Source organism: Blochmannia endosymbiont of Camponotus sp. C-003 (genome assembly GCF_023585685.1).
GTDB lineage: Bacteria > Pseudomonadota > Gammaproteobacteria > Enterobacterales > Enterobacteriaceae > Blochmanniella.
Map to the genome: position 1 here is coordinate 439,786 of NZ_CP097764.1, position 19,228 is coordinate 459,013.

The window sequence follows — 19,228 nt, forward strand, 5'->3', positions numbered from 1 at the left end:
GTTATAAACATATATGTGTAAATAAATTTTATTTAATTAGAAAATATCAAATATTATATTGTTAATTAATGACATAAAAATAGAATGAACAAGATTAAAGTATCGTTGGATATTGTTTGTAGAAATCATATTTCTATTTTACCAAGAATTAACAATTATTTATAATAACAATTATCTATCTATTCATTTGTATCGTTAATGCTTTATTTTCCTACAGCATCTATCGGTGGTGGATTATATGATATTATTTTGGATTCTTTAAGTGATTGCAATAATAATTGCCAATCATTTACCCATGCTGGCAAAACTTGATAACCAGCGTTTTTGCTATCGTGTAATACAAAATTACCACAATCATCTACAGGTATATTCTTAATACCACTAGGCGGTTCTAAATGTAAAGGAGTAGGGTGTTTATGATCTAAATATAAATTGTATAAAGTTAATGCACCATTAGTGCCTGTTAACTTAGTTCTTCCGTTATTATCACGTCCTAGCCAAATCACAGTTACTTCTGTATCATCAATTCCAACAAACCAACTATCACGAAGATCATTGGTAGTGCCAGTTTTTGCAGCTAACTGAGAACAAGGAAATTTTAAAGATAAAATATAAGAAGTTCCTCTTGTTACCACTTGTTGCATTGCATATAACATTAAATAAGCTGCTTGAGGGAAAATAACACGCTCTGTTTTGTAAAAATGTTGATATAATACTGTATTTTCTTCATTCATAATATAACGAACAGATGATAAGGCAGAATACTGACCACCACTAGCAATAGTTTGAAACTTTTGAGCGACTTCTATAGGTGTCAAACTAATGGATCCTAAAAGGATTGATGGAAAAGAAGAAATAAAATTAGGAGAAATGCCCAACTTTTGTAAAATATCGGAAATAGCATCTAATCCCATTGTCATTCCTAAATTAACAGTAGGTATATTAAGGGATTTAATAAAAGCATCAATAAGTGTAACTTTTCCCCGAAATTTTCGATCATAATTTTTGGGAGACCAAATTACTCCATTTGGTTGTTGTAAATTAATAGGCTCATCAGCAATCCATGTGTTGAGGTGGTATTTATTAGGATTACTCAAAGCTGCTAAATAAATTGCTGGTTTTGCTAATGAACCTATAGAACGACGGGCATACATAGCGCGATTAAATCCATAAAAATGAGGATTAGAGCCTCCTACCATAGCTCGTACTTTCCCACTAAATCGATCTACTACAACTATGGCTCCTTCTAAATCTTCTATATTATAATAATGTCTTAGTTTATTAATGCCTAATTCCATTGCTTGTTCTGCCGCTTTTTGAGAGTTAGGATCTAACGTAGTGAATATTTTTATTCCAGAAAAATCATTAATTTGATTGATATTTTGTATTTCTTCATTCACCATTTGTGTAAAAGCGGGTTGTAGAATCACAGCCTCATCTTTCGGCTGTATTCCCAAAGGTCGTGTGCTAAGAATAGCACACATTTTTTTATCAATAAAATTTCTATGTTCTAACAATTTGAGTATTAAATTTCTACGTTCCAGTGTTATTTGTGGATTTTTCCAGGGATTATACAAAGACGCACCTTTTATCATCCCCACCAACATTGCTTGTTGATCTACACTTAATTCATTTACCGGTCTACCAAAATAATAAAAACTAGCTAAAGGAAACCCACGAATCTGATCATTTCCGTTTTGTCCAAAATATATTTCATTCAAGTATAATTCAAGAATACGGTCTTTACTATATCGATGATCCAAAATTAAAGCCATATAGGCTTCATTAAATTTACGCCAAAATGATCGTGTATTACTTAAAAATAAATTTTTTACTAATTGTTGTGTTAAAGTACTACCACCTTGTACAGTGCGACCAGAAAAAATATTTGCTAAAAAAGCTCGCCCAATAGAGGATATTTGAATACCATCATGCTGATAAAAATAACGATCTTCAACAGCTAACAACATCTCTATTAAGAGATCCGGAAACCCTGATCTTGGAATGAATAATCTTTGTTGCTTATTAGGAGCATATAAAATAGATATGATCTTTGGATCCAATCGAAATAAACCAAAATTATTTTTTGTATCTTGATTATAAATACGGAGTAATTTTTCTTGATCAAAAAAAAAGGACACATGCATTGCTCCTTCTTCTCCACTTGGGAAATGAAAAGATCTACGAAATAATTCAATGTCATTATTGTGTACAGTAAACTCTCCTGAATGGGCAATTTTGGAGACTTGACGATATTGTAACGATTTTAATAAATGAATTATATCATGTTTATTATACGACATATTAGGTTCAACATTAATTGTACGACTATACATAACAGTAGGTAGTCTCCAAACTTTTCCATTAATGCGGTTTCGAACCTTCTTATCTAAAAGTATTCCATACGCTACAATTAAAATTATAATAAATAAAAAACTGCACATTACAGCGTATAAAAAATATAAAGTGCGTTGTACAATGTCAGAATGATACTTATATGATAATGGATTCATAAAAATTATATTATTAATACGCGTTACTCTATTCAGTTAGAGATTAACAATCGGTTATAATTTATTCTCCTGTGTATTATATGTGATTGCAGTGCACATGGTAACTCACATAAATCCACAATAATTAATATCTATTTTAAATAAGTAATCTATATTTTTAGATGAAATATTATACCTGATGTTCAGTAATTCATTAAAAAAATAAGTACATAGATACATTGCGTATCCTTATAAACAAATTATATTAATTGGTAATTAATTATTAAATGAACAAAACGAAACAACACCATCAGACACGATTAATATGGGCATTTTTTTAAATTGATATCCGATTTTAAATAATCGGAATCATCACGATCATAACCTACGAATGCACAATAATATTCATACTCGTGTTGCTATAAACATAAATATGTTTATTTATACAATACTATTAATTTTTATTAAATCCATTCCAAATATAGTATTGAACTGTATCACTTATTTAAGTTAGATATCAATTTAAATAATTTCTATAATTTTTAACATAAATATAATCTATAGATATTCTTACACCTAGAAACATTGCAAGTAAAAATATCAAAGAATTTTTATTTTAATATACATCTGTTCTTTGTAGAGAAAATTTGTAATGAATATTCTATATATACCGAAATATCTATAATATTTGATGTGCAATCAAACGTACATAGTTTATTTATCGCAATAAACATTGAGAATTTTGAGTATTTTTAATATTTCATTTATTTAAATAAATATATTTTTTAAATGTATAAACATTATTAATATTATCTAACAGTATAGGCTTATTATGTGTATTTTCAAAAAATCTCAATATCCATTATATTAAAAAAATGAATAAAAATATAACTAAAACAAATTAATCATGCATAAAATTTCTAAAAATTGACGTTTTAATGATCAGTTTTAATATTTAAAATTTGAATTTTCATAATTATTACTTCATAAGTAAATGATACATTTATTGTGCTATATTGCATCAAATTAATACAGATGCTATAATCATATACTTTTTCTTATTGAAGTGAAAAATACCGTGGTGTTACAATATATATACATATTATTTTCATTAATATCAGAAATAATTTTAATTCATATATATCTACATCTATCTATAGATATAGATATATAGATGTAGAATATGTTTGACATCTTGCAATCAGATACAACCTAATCTACAACTAGATTTTACTATATAAATTCTTAAATGTACTTGCGCTGATATTGGTATTTTAATTATAAATAAAAAAATCCATCATATATACAACTATAAATTTTCATGCAGTATATTATTAAATATGATGTATTCTATTTCATTGAATAATAGATGTAATCCAATACAATTACTATTGTATCCATTATTACTGTAATACTACTTGAAAATTAGTTCATAACATACACATAACAAATCTTAATACTATCTCATTTATCGTTAGGAAATGTTATTTTTATTAGTTATATTTGAATATATAATTAAAATGTTGATACTGTATATTAAATTATACTACGATAAAAACACAATGAAACAAAAATTAGCTATATTTTTACATATATTATTGTAAACATCTGAAATATAATTCATTGTTCATGATGAAATATATGAATTGTCGACAAAAACAAAATTATTAATTTCAATTGTATAATTGAATACACAAAAGTGAATGATTGATTATAAAGATAAATCTCTTATGCATTTTATTACAATTATTTAAATAAATGATATTTTATAAAGATATTGGTAAAAAGTTATAAATAATATTTTTGGAATATTATATTTGAATTCTTCATTTCATTATTAATTTCTCTTAGAGAGAAGAGCGTAAAATGTCATAGAATCAATCATATATTCATAAATTGCTGAATGTTGTTTTTCTGTAATAAATATTTTTATTTTTACAAATAATGACACCAATATAGTTTTAAAATTATTTAATTTATTATAAATGCAAATTTGAATAAATATTTCATTACGACATTTACGAAATCAACATAAACATGAATTTAAATTTAAATACACTAAGGAAATGCTACAATGTTAGAACGTGTATCTGATGATGTAGATCCAGTAGAAACACAAGATTGGTTACAGTCTATTTCTTCAGTTATTCAAAAGGAAGGTGTCGATCGAGCTCAATTTTTGATAAATCAAATCATACATGAAGCCCGTAATAATGGTGTTATTATTTTTAATAATGAAATAAAAAATGATTATATCAATACTATTCCAGTCAAAGATGAACCAAAATATCCCGGAAATTTAGAAATAGAAGAGCATATATGTGCTGTTATACGTTGGAATGCCGTTATGATGGTATTAAATGCATCAAAAAAAAACTTGGATTTAGGAGGTCATATTGCCTCATTCCAATCTTCTGCTACGTTATATGAAGTATGTTTTAATCATTTTTTTCGTGCACGTAACGAGCATGATGGTGGTGACTTAATATATTTTCAAGGTCATATTTCGCCTGGTATATATGCTCGTGCTTTTCTTGAAGGACGATTATGTGAAGATCAAATAAATAATTTTCGTCAAGAAGTAAAAAATTTAGGACTTCCTTCCTATCCTCATCCAAAATTAATGCCAGAGTTTTGGCAATTTCCTACAGTTTCCATGGGTCTTACTTCAATTAGTGCAATTTATCAAGCAAAATTTTTGAAATATTTGAACAACAGAAATTTAAAGGATACCACGTTGCAAACAGTATACGCTTTTTTGGGGGATGGAGAAATGGACGAACCTGAATCTAAAGGAGCACTTAACATTGCTGCTAGAGAAAAATTGGATAATTTAATTTTTATTATTAATTGTAATTTACAACGATTAGATGGTCCAGTAACAGGAAATGGAAAAATCATTAATGATTTAGAAAATATATTTAAAGGATCAGGTTGGGAAGTGATTAAAGTTATTTGGGGAAGTAAATGGGATGCGCTGCTACATAAAGATACTAGTGGCAAGTTAATTCAACTTATGAATGAAACTGTTGATGGAGATTATCAAACGCTTAAATCTAAAGATGGTGCTTATGTACGTGAACACTTCTTTGGTAAATATCCAGAAACCAGCGCGTTGGTAGATAATATGAGTGACTCTGAAATTTGGGCGTTAGATCGTGGTGGGCATGATCCTAAAAAAATATTTGCTGCTTTAGAAAAAGCTAAAAATGGATCTGGAAAACCTGTTGTAATATTAGCACATACCGTTAAAGGTTATGGTATGGGTTCCAGCGCAGAAGGAATGAACGTTGCGCATCAAATAAAAAAAATTAACATCAACGGAATACGTTATTTTAGAGATAGATTTAATTTGAATCTTATCAAAGATGATCAAATTGCATCTTTACCTTATTTAACGCTTAAGGAAGATTCCCAAGAATACGTATACTTACATAATCGACGTAAAACATTATTTGGATATGTTCCAAATAGATTGCAGCATTCTACTGATTCTCTAGAACTACCAACATTAGAATATTTTTCTCCTTTATTGATACAACAAAATAAAGATATTTCTACTACTCTTGCATTTATACGTGTTCTTAATATATTACTAAAATACACACCAATTAAAGACAGACTAGTACCTATCATTGCAGATGAAGGCCGAACCTTTGGGATGGAAGGACTATTTCGTCAAATTGGTATTTATAACTCCATGGGACAACAATATACTCCTCAAGATCATGATTTACTTGCATATTATCGTGAAGATAAACAAGGTCAAATTTTACAAGAAGGAATTAGCGAATTAGGCGCTGCAGCATCGTGGTTAGCAGCTGCTACCTCATACAGTACTAACAATCTCCCTATGATACCATTTTATATATTTTATTCAATGTTTGGTTTTCAAAGAATCGGAGACTTTTTTTGGTCTGCTGCTGATCAACAAGCTCGAGGATTCTTGATCGGAGGGACATCTGGTCGAACTACTTTAAATGGGGAAGGATTACAACATGCCGATGGTCATAGTCACATTCAGTCGTTAACAATTCCTAATTGTATTTCTTATGATCCAGCATATGCATATGAAATCGCTGTTATCATACAAGATGGTCTTATACGTATGTATGGAAGTAATCCAGAAAATATATATTATTATATCACTACATTAAATGAAAAATATCATATGCCAGCTATGCCAATAGGCGTTGAAGAAGGTATTCGAAAAGGAATTTATAAGTTAGAATCTTTATCTGGAAAAAATGGAAAAATTCAATTAATGGGATCTGGCGCTATTTTACGTTTTGTTCGTGAAGCAGCTCAAATTTTGTCTCAAGAATATAATGTAAGTTCTGATGTATATAGTGTTACTTCTTTTACTGAATTAGCACGGAATGGACAAGACTGCGAACGATGGAATATGTTACATCCTATGGATATACCCAAAATACCATACATTACTACTGTATTAAATGATTTTCCCACTGTAGCTGCTACTGATTATATGAAATTATTTGCAGAACAAATCAGATGTTTTATTCCAGGACATCATTTTTTTGTATTAGGTACAGATGGATTTGGTCGTTCCGATAGTCGAAAAAATTTACGACATCATTTTGAAGTAAATACAGGTTATGTGGTTACTGCTGCATTAGCCCAATTGGTAAAAAAAGGCCATATTAGTGCCGATGTTGTTTTAAACGCTATCAGAATATTTAACATCGACCCTAACAAAATTAATCCGCGCCTAATATAAGAGGTAACACGATGACAATGAAAATTCATATACCAAATATTGGTGAGGATGAATTAGAAGTTACAGAAGTAATGGTAAAAATCGGAGATAATATTAATACTAATCAGCCACTTATTGTGATTGAAGGTGATAAATCATCTATGGAAATACCATCTTCTTCTGCTGGTATTGTTACTAAAATTTATGTCCATGTTGGAGATAAAGTACACACAGGATCTTTGATTTTACTACTTGATTCTCAAAACCATACTGATGACATACCTACTATTAACGATCAAAAAAATATTGTTCCTTCCTGTACTATATCAAGTGATGATAAAATAAATAGAACGACATCTAACGATGTTCATCATAATGCTGCGATATATGCTCATGCTACGCCATTAGTGCGTCATATGGCTCGTACATTTGGAATAGATTTATCAAAAATAAAAGGTAGTGGTCGTAAGGGACGTATATTAAAAGAAGATATTCAAAATTACATAAACGATATTTCAATGTACTACACAAATCGTATGTCATCTATTCAATATAATCAATTATTACCCATATTATCTTGGCCAAAGATAGATTTTAGTAAATTTGGTGATACTACAGCCGTTCTATTAAGCAAAATACAACAAACTTCCGGATTAAATTTACAAAGAAATTGGATTATGCTTCCTCATGTAACACAATTTGATGAAGTTGATATTACCGATTTAGAGAGTTTTAGAAAACAACAAAATATTGATATTGAAAAGAAACAAATAAATTGTAAAATTACGCTTTTAGTTTTTGTTATGAAAGCAGTTGCAAAAGCATTAGAAGAGTTACCACGATTCAATAGTTCTTTATCTCAAGACGGGCAAACACTAATTTTAAAAAAATATATTAATATCGGCATAGCAGTTGATACCCCTAAAGGTTTATTAGTGCCCGTTCTCCAGGATGTAAATACGAAAGGTATTATTTTATTATCACAAGAATTGTCAGAACTCTCAAAGAAAGCTCGTGCTGGAAATCAATTAACTCCCACTGATATGCAAGGAGGAAGTTTTACTATATCTAATTTGGGGGGTATAGGAGGTACAGCTTTTACTCCGATTATTAATGTTCCAGAAGTAGCTATTTTGGGAATGTCTAAATCCTTTATAAAACCAGTGTGGACTGGAAAAGATTTTACTCCACGTTTAATGTTGCCTTTATCATTATCATATGATCATCGTGTTATTGATGGAGCTGATGGTGCTCGATTTATGACACTTGTTAATAGAATAATTTCTGATACACGATTATTGTCTATGTGAATTGACTAATCACACAAGGATAAATTTGAAATTGAAAATTTCATTTTTTAAATTGATCTTCTGTTTTGTATAGTGAAAGATAATCTCATTTAAATTGATTATAATATGATATCATTGTATTACATATTAAATTCTGTACTATAGAAATACATATTTAACCAAATTAAATATTATACTCAAAAGTTTTTGATCAAAATCTGAGGGCAATATATTATGAATATAAAAACTCAAATTCTTATTTTAGGAGCAGGACCAGGAGGTTATTCTGCAGCTTTTCGTTGCGCTGATTTAGGAATGGATACTACAATAGTAGAACGTTATCCTAATTTAGGTGGGGTGTGCCTGAATGTTGGTTGTATCCCTTCTAAAACATTGTTATATATTGCTAAACTCATTGAAATAAAAAAGAAATTAAATAAATATGGTATTTTTGAAGGAGAAACACATATTGATCTTGATAAGACACGCTCTTGGAAGAATAAAATCATTGATCAATTGTCTAATAGCTTGAGTTCTATGGCAAAAAATCGGAACGTTAAAGTAATTGACGGGATTGGAAAATTTCTTGATAGTCATACTATTCAAGTTGAAAATAATAAAATGACTGTAAAAATAGCATTTGATTACGCTATTATAGCAGCGGGATCACGTGCTATGACATTACCATGCATTCCCAATGATCAACGTATTTGGAATTCAACTGATGCTTTATCTTTACAATCAATACCTGAACGTCTTCTAATTATAGGCTCAGGAGCTATAGGATTAGAAATGGCAACAATATATCATGCTTTTGGATCAGAAGTTGATATAGTAGAAATGTGTAATCAAGTTATGCCAATTTTAGATGAAGATATTACTAATATTTTTACTAAAATAATTAGTAAAAATATTAATTTAGTTTTAAACACTAAAATTAACATAGTAGAAGCGAAGAAAGATGGTATTTATGTTACTATGGAAAATCAACAAACTTTATTCAAAAATACTCAACGTTATGATGCATTATTAGTAGCAATTGGGCGCTCTCCAAATGGTAACATGTTGAATATCGAACGTGTGGGAGTAAATGTAGATAAATATGGTTTTATTTCTGTAGATCATCAGATGCGTACTAATGTACAACACATTTTTGCTATTGGAGATATTATCGGGTATCCAATGCTAGCCCATAAAAGTGTTCATGAAGGTCATGTAGCTGCAGAAGTTATTTCTGGTAAACCACGTTGTTTTGATCCAATAACAATCCCATCCATTGTATATACTGATCCAGAAATAGCATGGGTTGGGTATACTGAAAAAGATGCTAAAGAAAAAAATATAGATTATGAAGTTGCGGTTTTCCCTTGGATGGCTTCAAGTCGAGCAATTACTGAAGACTGCAAAGAAGGCGTAACCAAATTAATCTTCAATAAAAAAACGAACAGAATTATTGGAGGCTCAATTTTAGGAACACATGCTAGTGAAATATTAGGAGAAATCACTTTAGCTATTGAAATGGGATGTGATGTAGAAGATATTACTTTAACTATTCATGCTCACCCAACCTTATATGAATCAATATCATTAGCGGCATCTATTTATAATGGATCAGTTACTGATTTTCCTAATATAAAAAGACTAATATAATAAATTCCATATGATTTTTGAAAATTTTAAATAAATCAATTAGATTAAAGATAATACTTTATTGCTGTATAGTCCATCGCAACTGATAAGGTACATAACGAAGCTCATGTCTATAAAAAATAGATAATTACTATAATGTATCAGTTTTTAAATTATTAATTAATAACATTAGAATACATATTTTAATGCATGATTTATTTTACTAATTACTAATATCAATATATTTTTGTTATTATTATATAAATCATGTAAACAGTTATTCGCATGCATCAATAAAACAATGAATACTAGATATGTTAAGGATTAATAAAATTCATGAGCTGTAATGTATAATAACTAAACATCAAATATTTTTTGTAATTTGTAAAATATTTGGTAAAAATTTTTACAAATTACTTTGATCAAGTACAATAAAATATACTAAAGATATATAAATTTTCTGAAAATTAAAATGATTCTTAAATTTTTATTGACAGCAGCAGCATATTTTAATGTGATCTTTAAATTACAGTAATAAAAAACAATTAATAAAAATTTATTACTTAGTTGATCTTTTAACAGATATATCAAAATCTTTACCCATATTCAATAAATAACAAATATATATTGATACTATCAATTTCATTCGACCCTAATTGAATATATAGACTATTCGATTTATTTTTTGAAACAAAACAACATCAAACAAGCTTATGTTGTATATGTATAGTTAATGTGTATTTTAAAATTTTATTATTCCTTCCACAAATCTAAACCATGTGTAGGTACAGTTTTAACGATATCTGTTATAATTCTTCCGTTGGGAAAAACTAAACTATTATCTAATTGCATCAATGGATACAATATAAATTCTCGGTGAAGCATTCCATGATGCGGTATTGTTAATTCAGAACCATATGTAATATATTTTCCAAACAATAAAATATCTAAATCTAAAGTGCGTGGTTGCCATACAGGAGAATTATGTGATCGTATACGTCCTTGTTGTTGTTCTATATATTGAATGTGACTTAACAATGCTGTTGGAGATAGATTAGTATCCAATATTATTATTGCATTTAGAAAATCAGGCTGATTTTTATTTCCTAATGGTAAACTACGATAATAGGAGGAAAAAGTTATCAGCCTAGTCATTGGAAGATTAGAAAGAGACCATATGGCGCGATCTGCCTGTTGTTTTGGATTTAATAGATTACTACCAATTCCCACCCAAACCCGTTCCATTCTATTATGTATCTCCAATCAATTTTATTTTATAAATTGTCGTTCTTTTATTTTTATGAAACATTTAAATAATATAGAAATTATAAAATTACATAAGTTTTGAATAAATAGTTTTTATGATGCATAAATATATTAAAAAATAAAATTTAAATTGACAACTATAATTAATATTACTACATCATATACAGTATTCACAACTAATCTTTACGTACTCCATATAACACATATATGCATTTAATTTCACTAAAAATCTATCCAGTCATTTGTTTTTCTTTAATTTCTTCTAAAGTTTTACAATCAATACATAAATCAGCTGTTGGGCGAGCCTCTAATCTTCGGATACCGATTTCTACATCACATGAAGCACAAAATCCAAATTCATTTGTATCTATTTTTTTTAAGGTTTTTTCAATTTTTTCAATAAGTTTATGCTCTCTATCTCGATTACGTAATTTAATATTAAATTCTTCTTCTTGTACTGCTCTATCTACTGGATCTGGAAAATTAATTGATATCTGATCTTGTGCGCATAATTCAGAATATCCTAAATCTTTTTTCAGTTGATTTTTCCATGTTTTAAGGATACGTTTAAAATGTAAAAGTTGATGAGAACTCATATATTCTTCATTAGGTTTTTGTTGATATGGCGTAACTCCAGCAATTATTAATACATTCAAAGAAGAATGTCTACGATTGCTTGGTGATTTTTTTGACATATATTTGCTCCTGTTTATATAATATTAAAAGCAATTCATATCAATATTTTATTCACAATAATTATTTCTCATATAATTTTATAAATGTTATTAAATAAATGATGAATTATAATTATATTTTGAAAATGATCATTATATTATATACGATCTTATAATCAACTCTGATTAGTTTGTATAATTATTTATATATAGCAATTATATACATGTATACAAATACGTAAAAATTTATGCATAACTTTTACATTGTCATAAATGTTTTGATTAAAAAATCAGTTACTAGTGATAAAAATATTTTTATTTATATGATAAATTATCACATTAGTTTTAATTGATATTTTAAAATGTTAAAAACAACAACCATATTATTTAGACACTATACATAGTTTGTAAAACATTTTTAATGTTAATTTTCTAATTTTTATAAAAACATTTCACAAAACATTTTTATTATTTAATGATACACATAAAATTATGTCTTATATTGTTGCACTTACTGGTGGTATTTGTTCTGGAAAAAGTGTTGTTGCTCAAAAATTCTCTAATTTATCAAGAAAAGTATCCGTAGTAGATGCTGATGTGATTTCTAAAAAAGTCACTCAACCTGGAAGCATTGCTTTACATATGATAACTAAATATTTTGGGCCTCACATTCTGCTGTCTAATGGTTCATTGAATAGATCCATGTTAAAAAAAATAATTTTCTTTAATCCTAAAGACAAAGAATGGATTGAAAAATTGTTACACCCAATTATCAGACAAGAAATACAAAAAACAATAAATATATTATCTAATCGATCATCTTATATTTTATGGGTTGTTCCATTGTTAATAGAAAATAATTTACAAAAATATGCCGATCACATACTAACGATAGACGTAGATGTTGATGTTCAATTAAATCGGATTATTAATAGGGATAAAATAAATAAACAATATGCTAAAAACATTTTAGCATCTCAAATATCTCGCCAAAATAGATTATGTTATGCTGATAATGTTATTAAAAATAACAAAAATATTGATGGAATGACACGATATATCAATGATTTGCATCAATATTATCTTCAAGCAGCAAAAATAATTACTAAAAAACACTATTTTAGTAAATAAAACAAAAAATTGTACTTTATTTATATCACAATCAACAATATACAAAAAATTTTGTCATTTTATAACTTTCAAAAAACAGTGCTCATATTTATAACCGTTAAAATCATGCATATACTACAACTACAGTACATATTATATATATTTATGTTTTTGAAAACATCTAGTAACTTATAGTTAGCCAGTTAAACTAGATAGTTTAAAAAAATGCTGTAAACTTTATTATATAATATACGGTATAAATGACTAAAAATAATATTAAATTAAAATATTTGATGTATATTAATGACGTTTATTTGTGATTTTACCATGACATTCTTTAAATTTCTTATTGGATCCACAAGGGCAAGAATCATTGCGACCTACTATTTTATTATGAATTAATACATGTTGATTTAAAAAATGATCTATTGATTCTAATTGATTATTTACTACTTGCGTATTCATAAATTGAAAATTATTATATTTATTAGTTGAATTTACAACAGATTCTTTTTTGTTGAATAATTCTATTACTAACTTACTCAATTCGCTTATCACTTCATATTTTAAATTATCTAACATTTTAGTAAACATAGAGAATGATTCTCTTTTGTATTCCTGCTTCGGATCTTTTTGCGCGTACCCTCTTAAATGAAGTCCTTGACGTAAGTAATCCATTGACGCCAAATGTTCTTTCCACAGTACATCAAATGTTCTTAGCATAATGCCTTTTTCAAAAGAACACATAATATCTATTCCAATTATTTTCTTAGTATGCTCATACTGTTGAGTCATATTTTCTAGTATACGTCGACGTAATATTTCTTTTTCCTCATATAATCTAGGCTCTACTTCTATCCATTCTATAAGAGGTAACTTTAAACAAAAATCGTTTTTTAAACATTCTTCTAATTTTATTAGATCCTTTTTATTTTCTATAATTTCTAGAGGAATATAAATATTAAACAATTTATTAACAACATCGCAACGAATATTTCTAATAACATCACTGATATCTGATATATTTAATAATTTATCACGTTGTTCATAAATAACACGACGCTGATCATTAGCTACATCATTGTATTCCAGTAATTGTTTTCTAATATCAAAATTACGATTTTCTACTTTTTTTTGAGCATGAGCAATAGCTTTAGTAATCCATGGATGTTCAATTGATTCTCCTGATTTCATTCCTAATTTTTTCATCATTTTTACTAATTTATTAGAAGCAAAAATACGTATTAATGAATCCTCCATTGATAAATAAAATCTAGACGAACCTATATCTCCGTGTCGTCCAGATCGTCCACGCAATTGATTGTCAATACGACGAGATTCATGTCGTTCTGTCCCAATGACATGTAATCCTCCAGATTTTAATACTGCGTGATGACGTTTCTCCCAATCAGATTTAATTTTTAAAATTTTACATGCATCTGATTTGTGCAACGCAGCAATCTCTGCCCGCCAATTACCCCCTAATATAATGTCGGTTCCACGTCCAGCCATATTTGTAGCAATAGTTACCGCACCAGGATATCCTGCTTGCGCTATAATATCTGCTTCTGCAGCGTGAAACTTAGCATTTAAAACTTTATGAATAACTCCAATTTGATTTAAAGCATGCGAAATAATTTCAGATTTATCAATTGATATGGTTCCCACTAGTACTGGTTGGTTCCGATTAACACAATCTTTAATATCATTAACGATAGCTTCAATTTTTTCATGTTCCGTCATATAAATTACATCTGGAAAATCATTACGAATCATAGGACGATTAGTCGGTATAACTATAGTGTCTAATTTATAAATAGATTGAAATTCAAATGCTTCAGTATTAGCAGTGCCTGTCATGCCAGATAATTTTTCATATAAACGGAAATAATTTTGAAATGTGATTGAAGCCAATGTTTGATTTTCATTTTGAATCGTTACATGTTCCTTAGCTTCTATTGCTTGATGCAGTCCATCTGACCATCGACGACCAGGCATAACTCGTCCTGTATGTTCGTCAATGATAAGTATTTCATCATTTTTAACAAGATAATCCACCTCACACGCAAATAAAATGTGAGCACGAAATGCTGCGTTAACATGATGCATTAATATGATATTATCCGATGAATACAACGATTCACCTTGATTCATGATTCCAGATTGAATTAATAATTGTTCTATTAATACTAATCCATTCTCAGTCAGAATAACTTGTTTAGATTTTTCATCAACTGTGAAATATTCTTCTTGTTTTAAATTATCTATGTCTTTTTTATTTTTTTGAATGATACTAAAAACTAATTCGTTGATTTTTAAATATAATAAAGAAGTATCATCTGATGGCCCAGAAATAACTAATGGGGTACGAGCTTCATCAATCAAAATAGAATCTACTTCATCTATTAATGCATAATGTAACCCCCGTTGTACTCGTTCTTCTGGGGAAAACACCATATTATCACGTAAATAATCAAAACCATATTCATTGTTTGTTCCGTAGGTAATATCTGCTGCATACGCAGCACGTTTCATTGATCCTGATAACCCCGGCAAATTAATTCCAACAGTTAACCCTAAAAATTCAAATAATGCTTTATTATTTACTGCGTCTCTATGTGCTAAATAATTATTAACTGTAACGATATGTACCCCTTGACCGCTCAATGCATTTAAATAAGCAGGTAAAGTAGCAGTTAAAGTTTTTCCTTCTCCAGTTTTCATTTCCGCAATACACCGACCGTTAAGAACTATTCCTCCTAATAATTGAACATCAAAAAGACGTATATTAAATATTCTTTTAACAGCTTCGCGCACTACAGCAAATGCTTGCGGTAATAGATTTTCAAGATTTACGCCCGATTCAATAGATATACGAAATTCATTAGTTTTATAAGCAAGTTGACTATCACTTAATTTTGCTATATCTTTCTCTAGATGATTTATCACATCTACCAATTTTTTCATACGAAGTAACACGCGATCATTTCTATTTCTAAAAATTTTAGTAAATAATTTTAATGGTGTTATCATGACGATTTATATCTCATTACAATGAGAAGCACATTATTGAAAACATGCAACAATTTTACATATTTCCGTTCATAATACAGCGACTATAATAAAATTTATAATAAAAATTCTAAAATAATACTAATTTACAATTTATCAAAATAGACATTAATAGATTGGAATAAAATACATGATTAAATATAGTCATTATTTATGTAATAATCCATATGTATATCTTTCTGTAAGCATATTACAAATACGATACAATTATTAATTATTAACTAAAATATCTACTATAAGACTAAAATATATTATATAAATTTAAAAATTTTAAAAGTAATTACTAACTAATTGTAAAATTATTATGCTTCATATAAAAGTATAAAGATACGCTTGACATATTCAGAGAATATCTTAATACAATAATTCCAAATTCTATAAATACAAATGAGGGAAAATTACAATACCAAAATATTATTAATTTTCTGGTTTTATGATCAGCGTTACATACATATAACACTTATTATTATTGTAATAATACAGATATATATCACAATGATGAATAAACTTAACAGGATTAAAAATATAGTAGAATTTCAATTCTTAACTACAATATGCGTTATATATACATCTAATTAATTTTAATATTTTAGATTCAAAAACTATAAAAAACATATAAATTAACATATAGTTATATATATAATTTCCAAAAAAATTCGATTGTGATAGATCGATATCTACATATGAATTCGGTTAAATTTATATACTAAATTTAGAATGATTATTGTTGTCTTTTTATACATTGATCTAAATATATAATTTGGATTTTAAAATACTAAAGGTAAATCAGATGCATTAGAAAACGTAGCAAATTCCCATGCTTCTTGGCATGACAAAACAGTTTTTAATAACTTATTATTTAGAGTATGTCCAGATTTAAAAGCAATAAAAGAACCAATAAGATTATGTCCACACATGAACAAATCTCCAATAGCATCCAACATTTTATGCCGAACAAATTCATCATCAAAACGTAAACCATCTTCATTAAGCACACGATAATCATCGATTACTATAGCAGAATCAATACTTCCTCCCAAAGCAAATCCACGCGATTGTAAATTTTTTATATCACGTGTAAAACCAAAAGTACGTGCTCGACTAATATTATCAACAAAAGATGATGAAGAGAAATTAAAAAAACAATGTTGTCTATTCACATTAATAGCTGGATGATTAAAATCAATAGTAAAATCGATTGTAAAACCATCAAATGGTCTTAACTCAGCCCATTTTTCTCCATCTTCCACACGTACTGTTTGTTTTAACCGTAGAAATTTTTTTGCACTGTTGAGTTCTTCTATACCAGCATCTAATAATAAACATACGAAAGGACTGGCGCTACCATCCATTATTGGAACTTCAGGAGCATTAAGTTCTATAATAATATTATCAATACCCAATCCTGCTTGAGCAGCACTTAAATGTTCAACAGTAAAAATCTGAACACCATATTCATTAATCAAGCATGTACATAACACAGTGTTTCCTACTGATTTAACATTAACTTGCAAATCTACAGGAGGATGTAAGTCAGTACGACGATAAATGATCCCAGTATTTGCTGAAGTAGGGTGTAAAGTTAATGTAACTTTCTTGCCAGTGTGTAATCCTACACCAGTAGTTTGCACAACACGTTTCAATGTTCGTTGTTTTATCATTATATCGTCTCATGCAATTATTGTATTATTTGCCTTATTAGTGATTGCTATATGTATATTGATTGCATTTTATATAAAATATCTATGTATACTACTATTTTTAGTTTAGTCTGCTTGTTTTCTTAGAAAAGCAGGGATATCTAAATAATCCCCATCTTTATCAAGCGTTGTACTTCGATGATCCACCGTATTAGATGACGTATGTCTTGATTCTTTAAAAAATGTAGACACTCTTTGGGAAGCATGATTATTATAATGATTATCTTTTATTACTTTTTTTTCTTCTTTAGTGTTGGATAACATAATATCTGAACGTGTATCGACACCAATTCCTGTTGCTACTACCGTAACACGTAGTTCATTATTTATGTCTGGATCTAGAGCAGTTCCGATTACTACTGTAGCGTTGTCAGAAGCAAAAGAACGTATAGTATTACCCACAGTTTCAAATTCATCTAATCGTAGATCTAAACCAGAAGTGATATTTACCAAAACACCGCGAGCTCCAGATAAATCAATATCTTCTAACAAAGGGCTAGCAATAGCTAGCTCTGATGCTTCTTCCGCTCTATCATCGCCGCATCCTACTCCAGCCCCCATCATAGCATATCCCATTTCCGACATTACTGTACGCACATCTGCAAAATCTACATTCATTAGACCCGGTCGAGTAATTAATTCTGCAATACCTTGAACAGCGCCTTTTAATACGTCATTAGCAGCGCTAAAAGCATCTAGTAATGATACACCACGCCCTAAAACTTTTAATAATTTATCATTTGGAATTGTTATTAATGAATCTACATATTTAGATAATTCAGAAATTCCTTGTTCAGCAAATGTCATACGTTTTTTTCCTTCAAAATTAAAAGGTTTTGTAACTACAGCTACAGTCAAAATACCTAAGTCTTTAGCCACTTGCGCTATTATCGGGGCAGCACCTGTTCCAGTACCCCCACCCATACCTGCAGCAATAAATACCATATCTGCACCTTCTATAGTAGCCTTCAATACATCACGATCTTCTTCTGCAGAATTACGACCAATTTCAGGATTGGCACCTGCTCCTAGTCCTTTAGTGATAGAACTACCAATTTGGATAGTTTGACCTACTGTCATTTTTCTTAAAGCTTGGGCATCAGTATTAACAGCAAAAAAATCTACACCTTCAATACGTTCACGTAACATATGATCGACTGCATTACTACCGCCTCCGCCAATACCAACAACTTTAATTACTGCATCACTAGTTAATTCCATTGGTTCAAACATAGTTTTCTCCAGATTACTTCAGTTATTTTTAAAAATAATTTTA

10 protein-coding genes are annotated in these 19,228 nt (G+C 28.7%); 4 read left to right on the top strand and 6 right to left on the bottom strand.

Going from position 1 to position 19,228, the window contains the following annotated elements; translation table 11 throughout:
* Window positions 1–203 precede the first annotated feature (203 nt).
* The gene (gene mrcB, locus M9397_RS01900; protein ID WP_250227201.1) at window positions 204–2,444 is read right to left on the bottom strand and encodes a bifunctional glycosyl transferase/transpeptidase; all 2,241 of its coding nucleotides are present in this window, start codon (window positions 2,442–2,444) and stop codon (window positions 204–206) included.
* Between the two features lie 2,122 nt (window positions 2,445–4,566).
* Here mrcB and aceE point away from each other — a divergent pair.
* From aceE to lpdA, 3 genes are all read left to right on the top strand, one after another.
* Window positions 4,567–7,233, top strand: a complete 2,667-nt coding sequence (aceE, locus tag M9397_RS01905) for a pyruvate dehydrogenase (acetyl-transferring), homodimeric type (RefSeq protein WP_250259571.1) — start codon at window positions 4,567–4,569, stop codon at window positions 7,231–7,233.
* An 11-nt stretch (window positions 7,234–7,244) separates the two neighbouring features.
* Window positions 7,245–8,522, top strand: a complete 1,278-nt coding sequence (aceF, locus tag M9397_RS01910; RefSeq protein WP_420022199.1) for a dihydrolipoyllysine-residue acetyltransferase — start codon at window positions 7,245–7,247, stop codon at window positions 8,520–8,522.
* Between the two features lie 213 nt (window positions 8,523–8,735).
* Window positions 8,736–10,151, top strand: a complete 1,416-nt coding sequence (gene lpdA, locus M9397_RS01915) for a dihydrolipoyl dehydrogenase (protein ID WP_250259573.1) — start codon at window positions 8,736–8,738, stop codon at window positions 10,149–10,151.
* A gap of 732 nt (window positions 10,152–10,883) precedes the next feature.
* Here lpdA and folK read toward each other — a convergent pair.
* Both folK and dksA read right to left on the bottom strand, forming a co-directional pair.
* Entirely contained in the window at window positions 10,884–11,375 is a 492-nt protein-coding gene (gene folK / locus M9397_RS01920; RefSeq protein WP_250226714.1) for a 2-amino-4-hydroxy-6-hydroxymethyldihydropteridine diphosphokinase, read from the bottom strand.
* A gap of 251 nt (window positions 11,376–11,626) precedes the next feature.
* Window positions 11,627–12,091 carry an RNA polymerase-binding protein DksA gene (gene dksA, locus M9397_RS01925; RefSeq protein WP_250226715.1) on the bottom strand — a complete coding sequence of 155 codons (465 nt, stop codon included), beginning with the start codon at window positions 12,089–12,091 and terminating at the stop codon, window positions 11,627–11,629.
* A gap of 471 nt (window positions 12,092–12,562) precedes the next feature.
* On the opposite strand from dksA, the gene coaE reads away from it, so the two are divergent.
* The gene (gene coaE / locus M9397_RS01930) at window positions 12,563–13,201 is read left to right on the top strand and encodes a dephospho-CoA kinase (RefSeq protein ID WP_250226716.1); all 639 of its coding nucleotides are present in this window, start codon (window positions 12,563–12,565) and stop codon (window positions 13,199–13,201) included.
* Window positions 13,202–13,480: 279 nt separating this feature from the next.
* On the opposite strand, the gene secA is transcribed toward coaE, so the two are convergent.
* From secA to ftsZ, 3 genes are all read right to left on the bottom strand, one after another.
* The gene (secA, locus tag M9397_RS01935) at window positions 13,481–16,213 is read right to left on the bottom strand and encodes a preprotein translocase subunit SecA (protein ID WP_250259575.1); all 2,733 of its coding nucleotides are present in this window, start codon (window positions 16,211–16,213) and stop codon (window positions 13,481–13,483) included.
* Window positions 16,214–17,019: 806 nt separating this feature from the next.
* Window positions 17,020–17,913 (bottom strand): UDP-3-O-acyl-N-acetylglucosamine deacetylase, encoded by an 894-nt coding sequence (gene lpxC / locus M9397_RS01940; RefSeq protein ID WP_250259577.1) that lies wholly within the window; start codon window positions 17,911–17,913, stop codon window positions 17,020–17,022.
* Between the two features lie 105 nt (window positions 17,914–18,018).
* Window positions 18,019–19,185 carry a cell division protein FtsZ gene (gene ftsZ, locus M9397_RS01945; protein WP_250259579.1) on the bottom strand — a complete coding sequence of 389 codons (1,167 nt, stop codon included), beginning with the start codon at window positions 19,183–19,185 and terminating at the stop codon, window positions 18,019–18,021.
* Window positions 19,186–19,228: the final 43 nt, after the last annotated feature.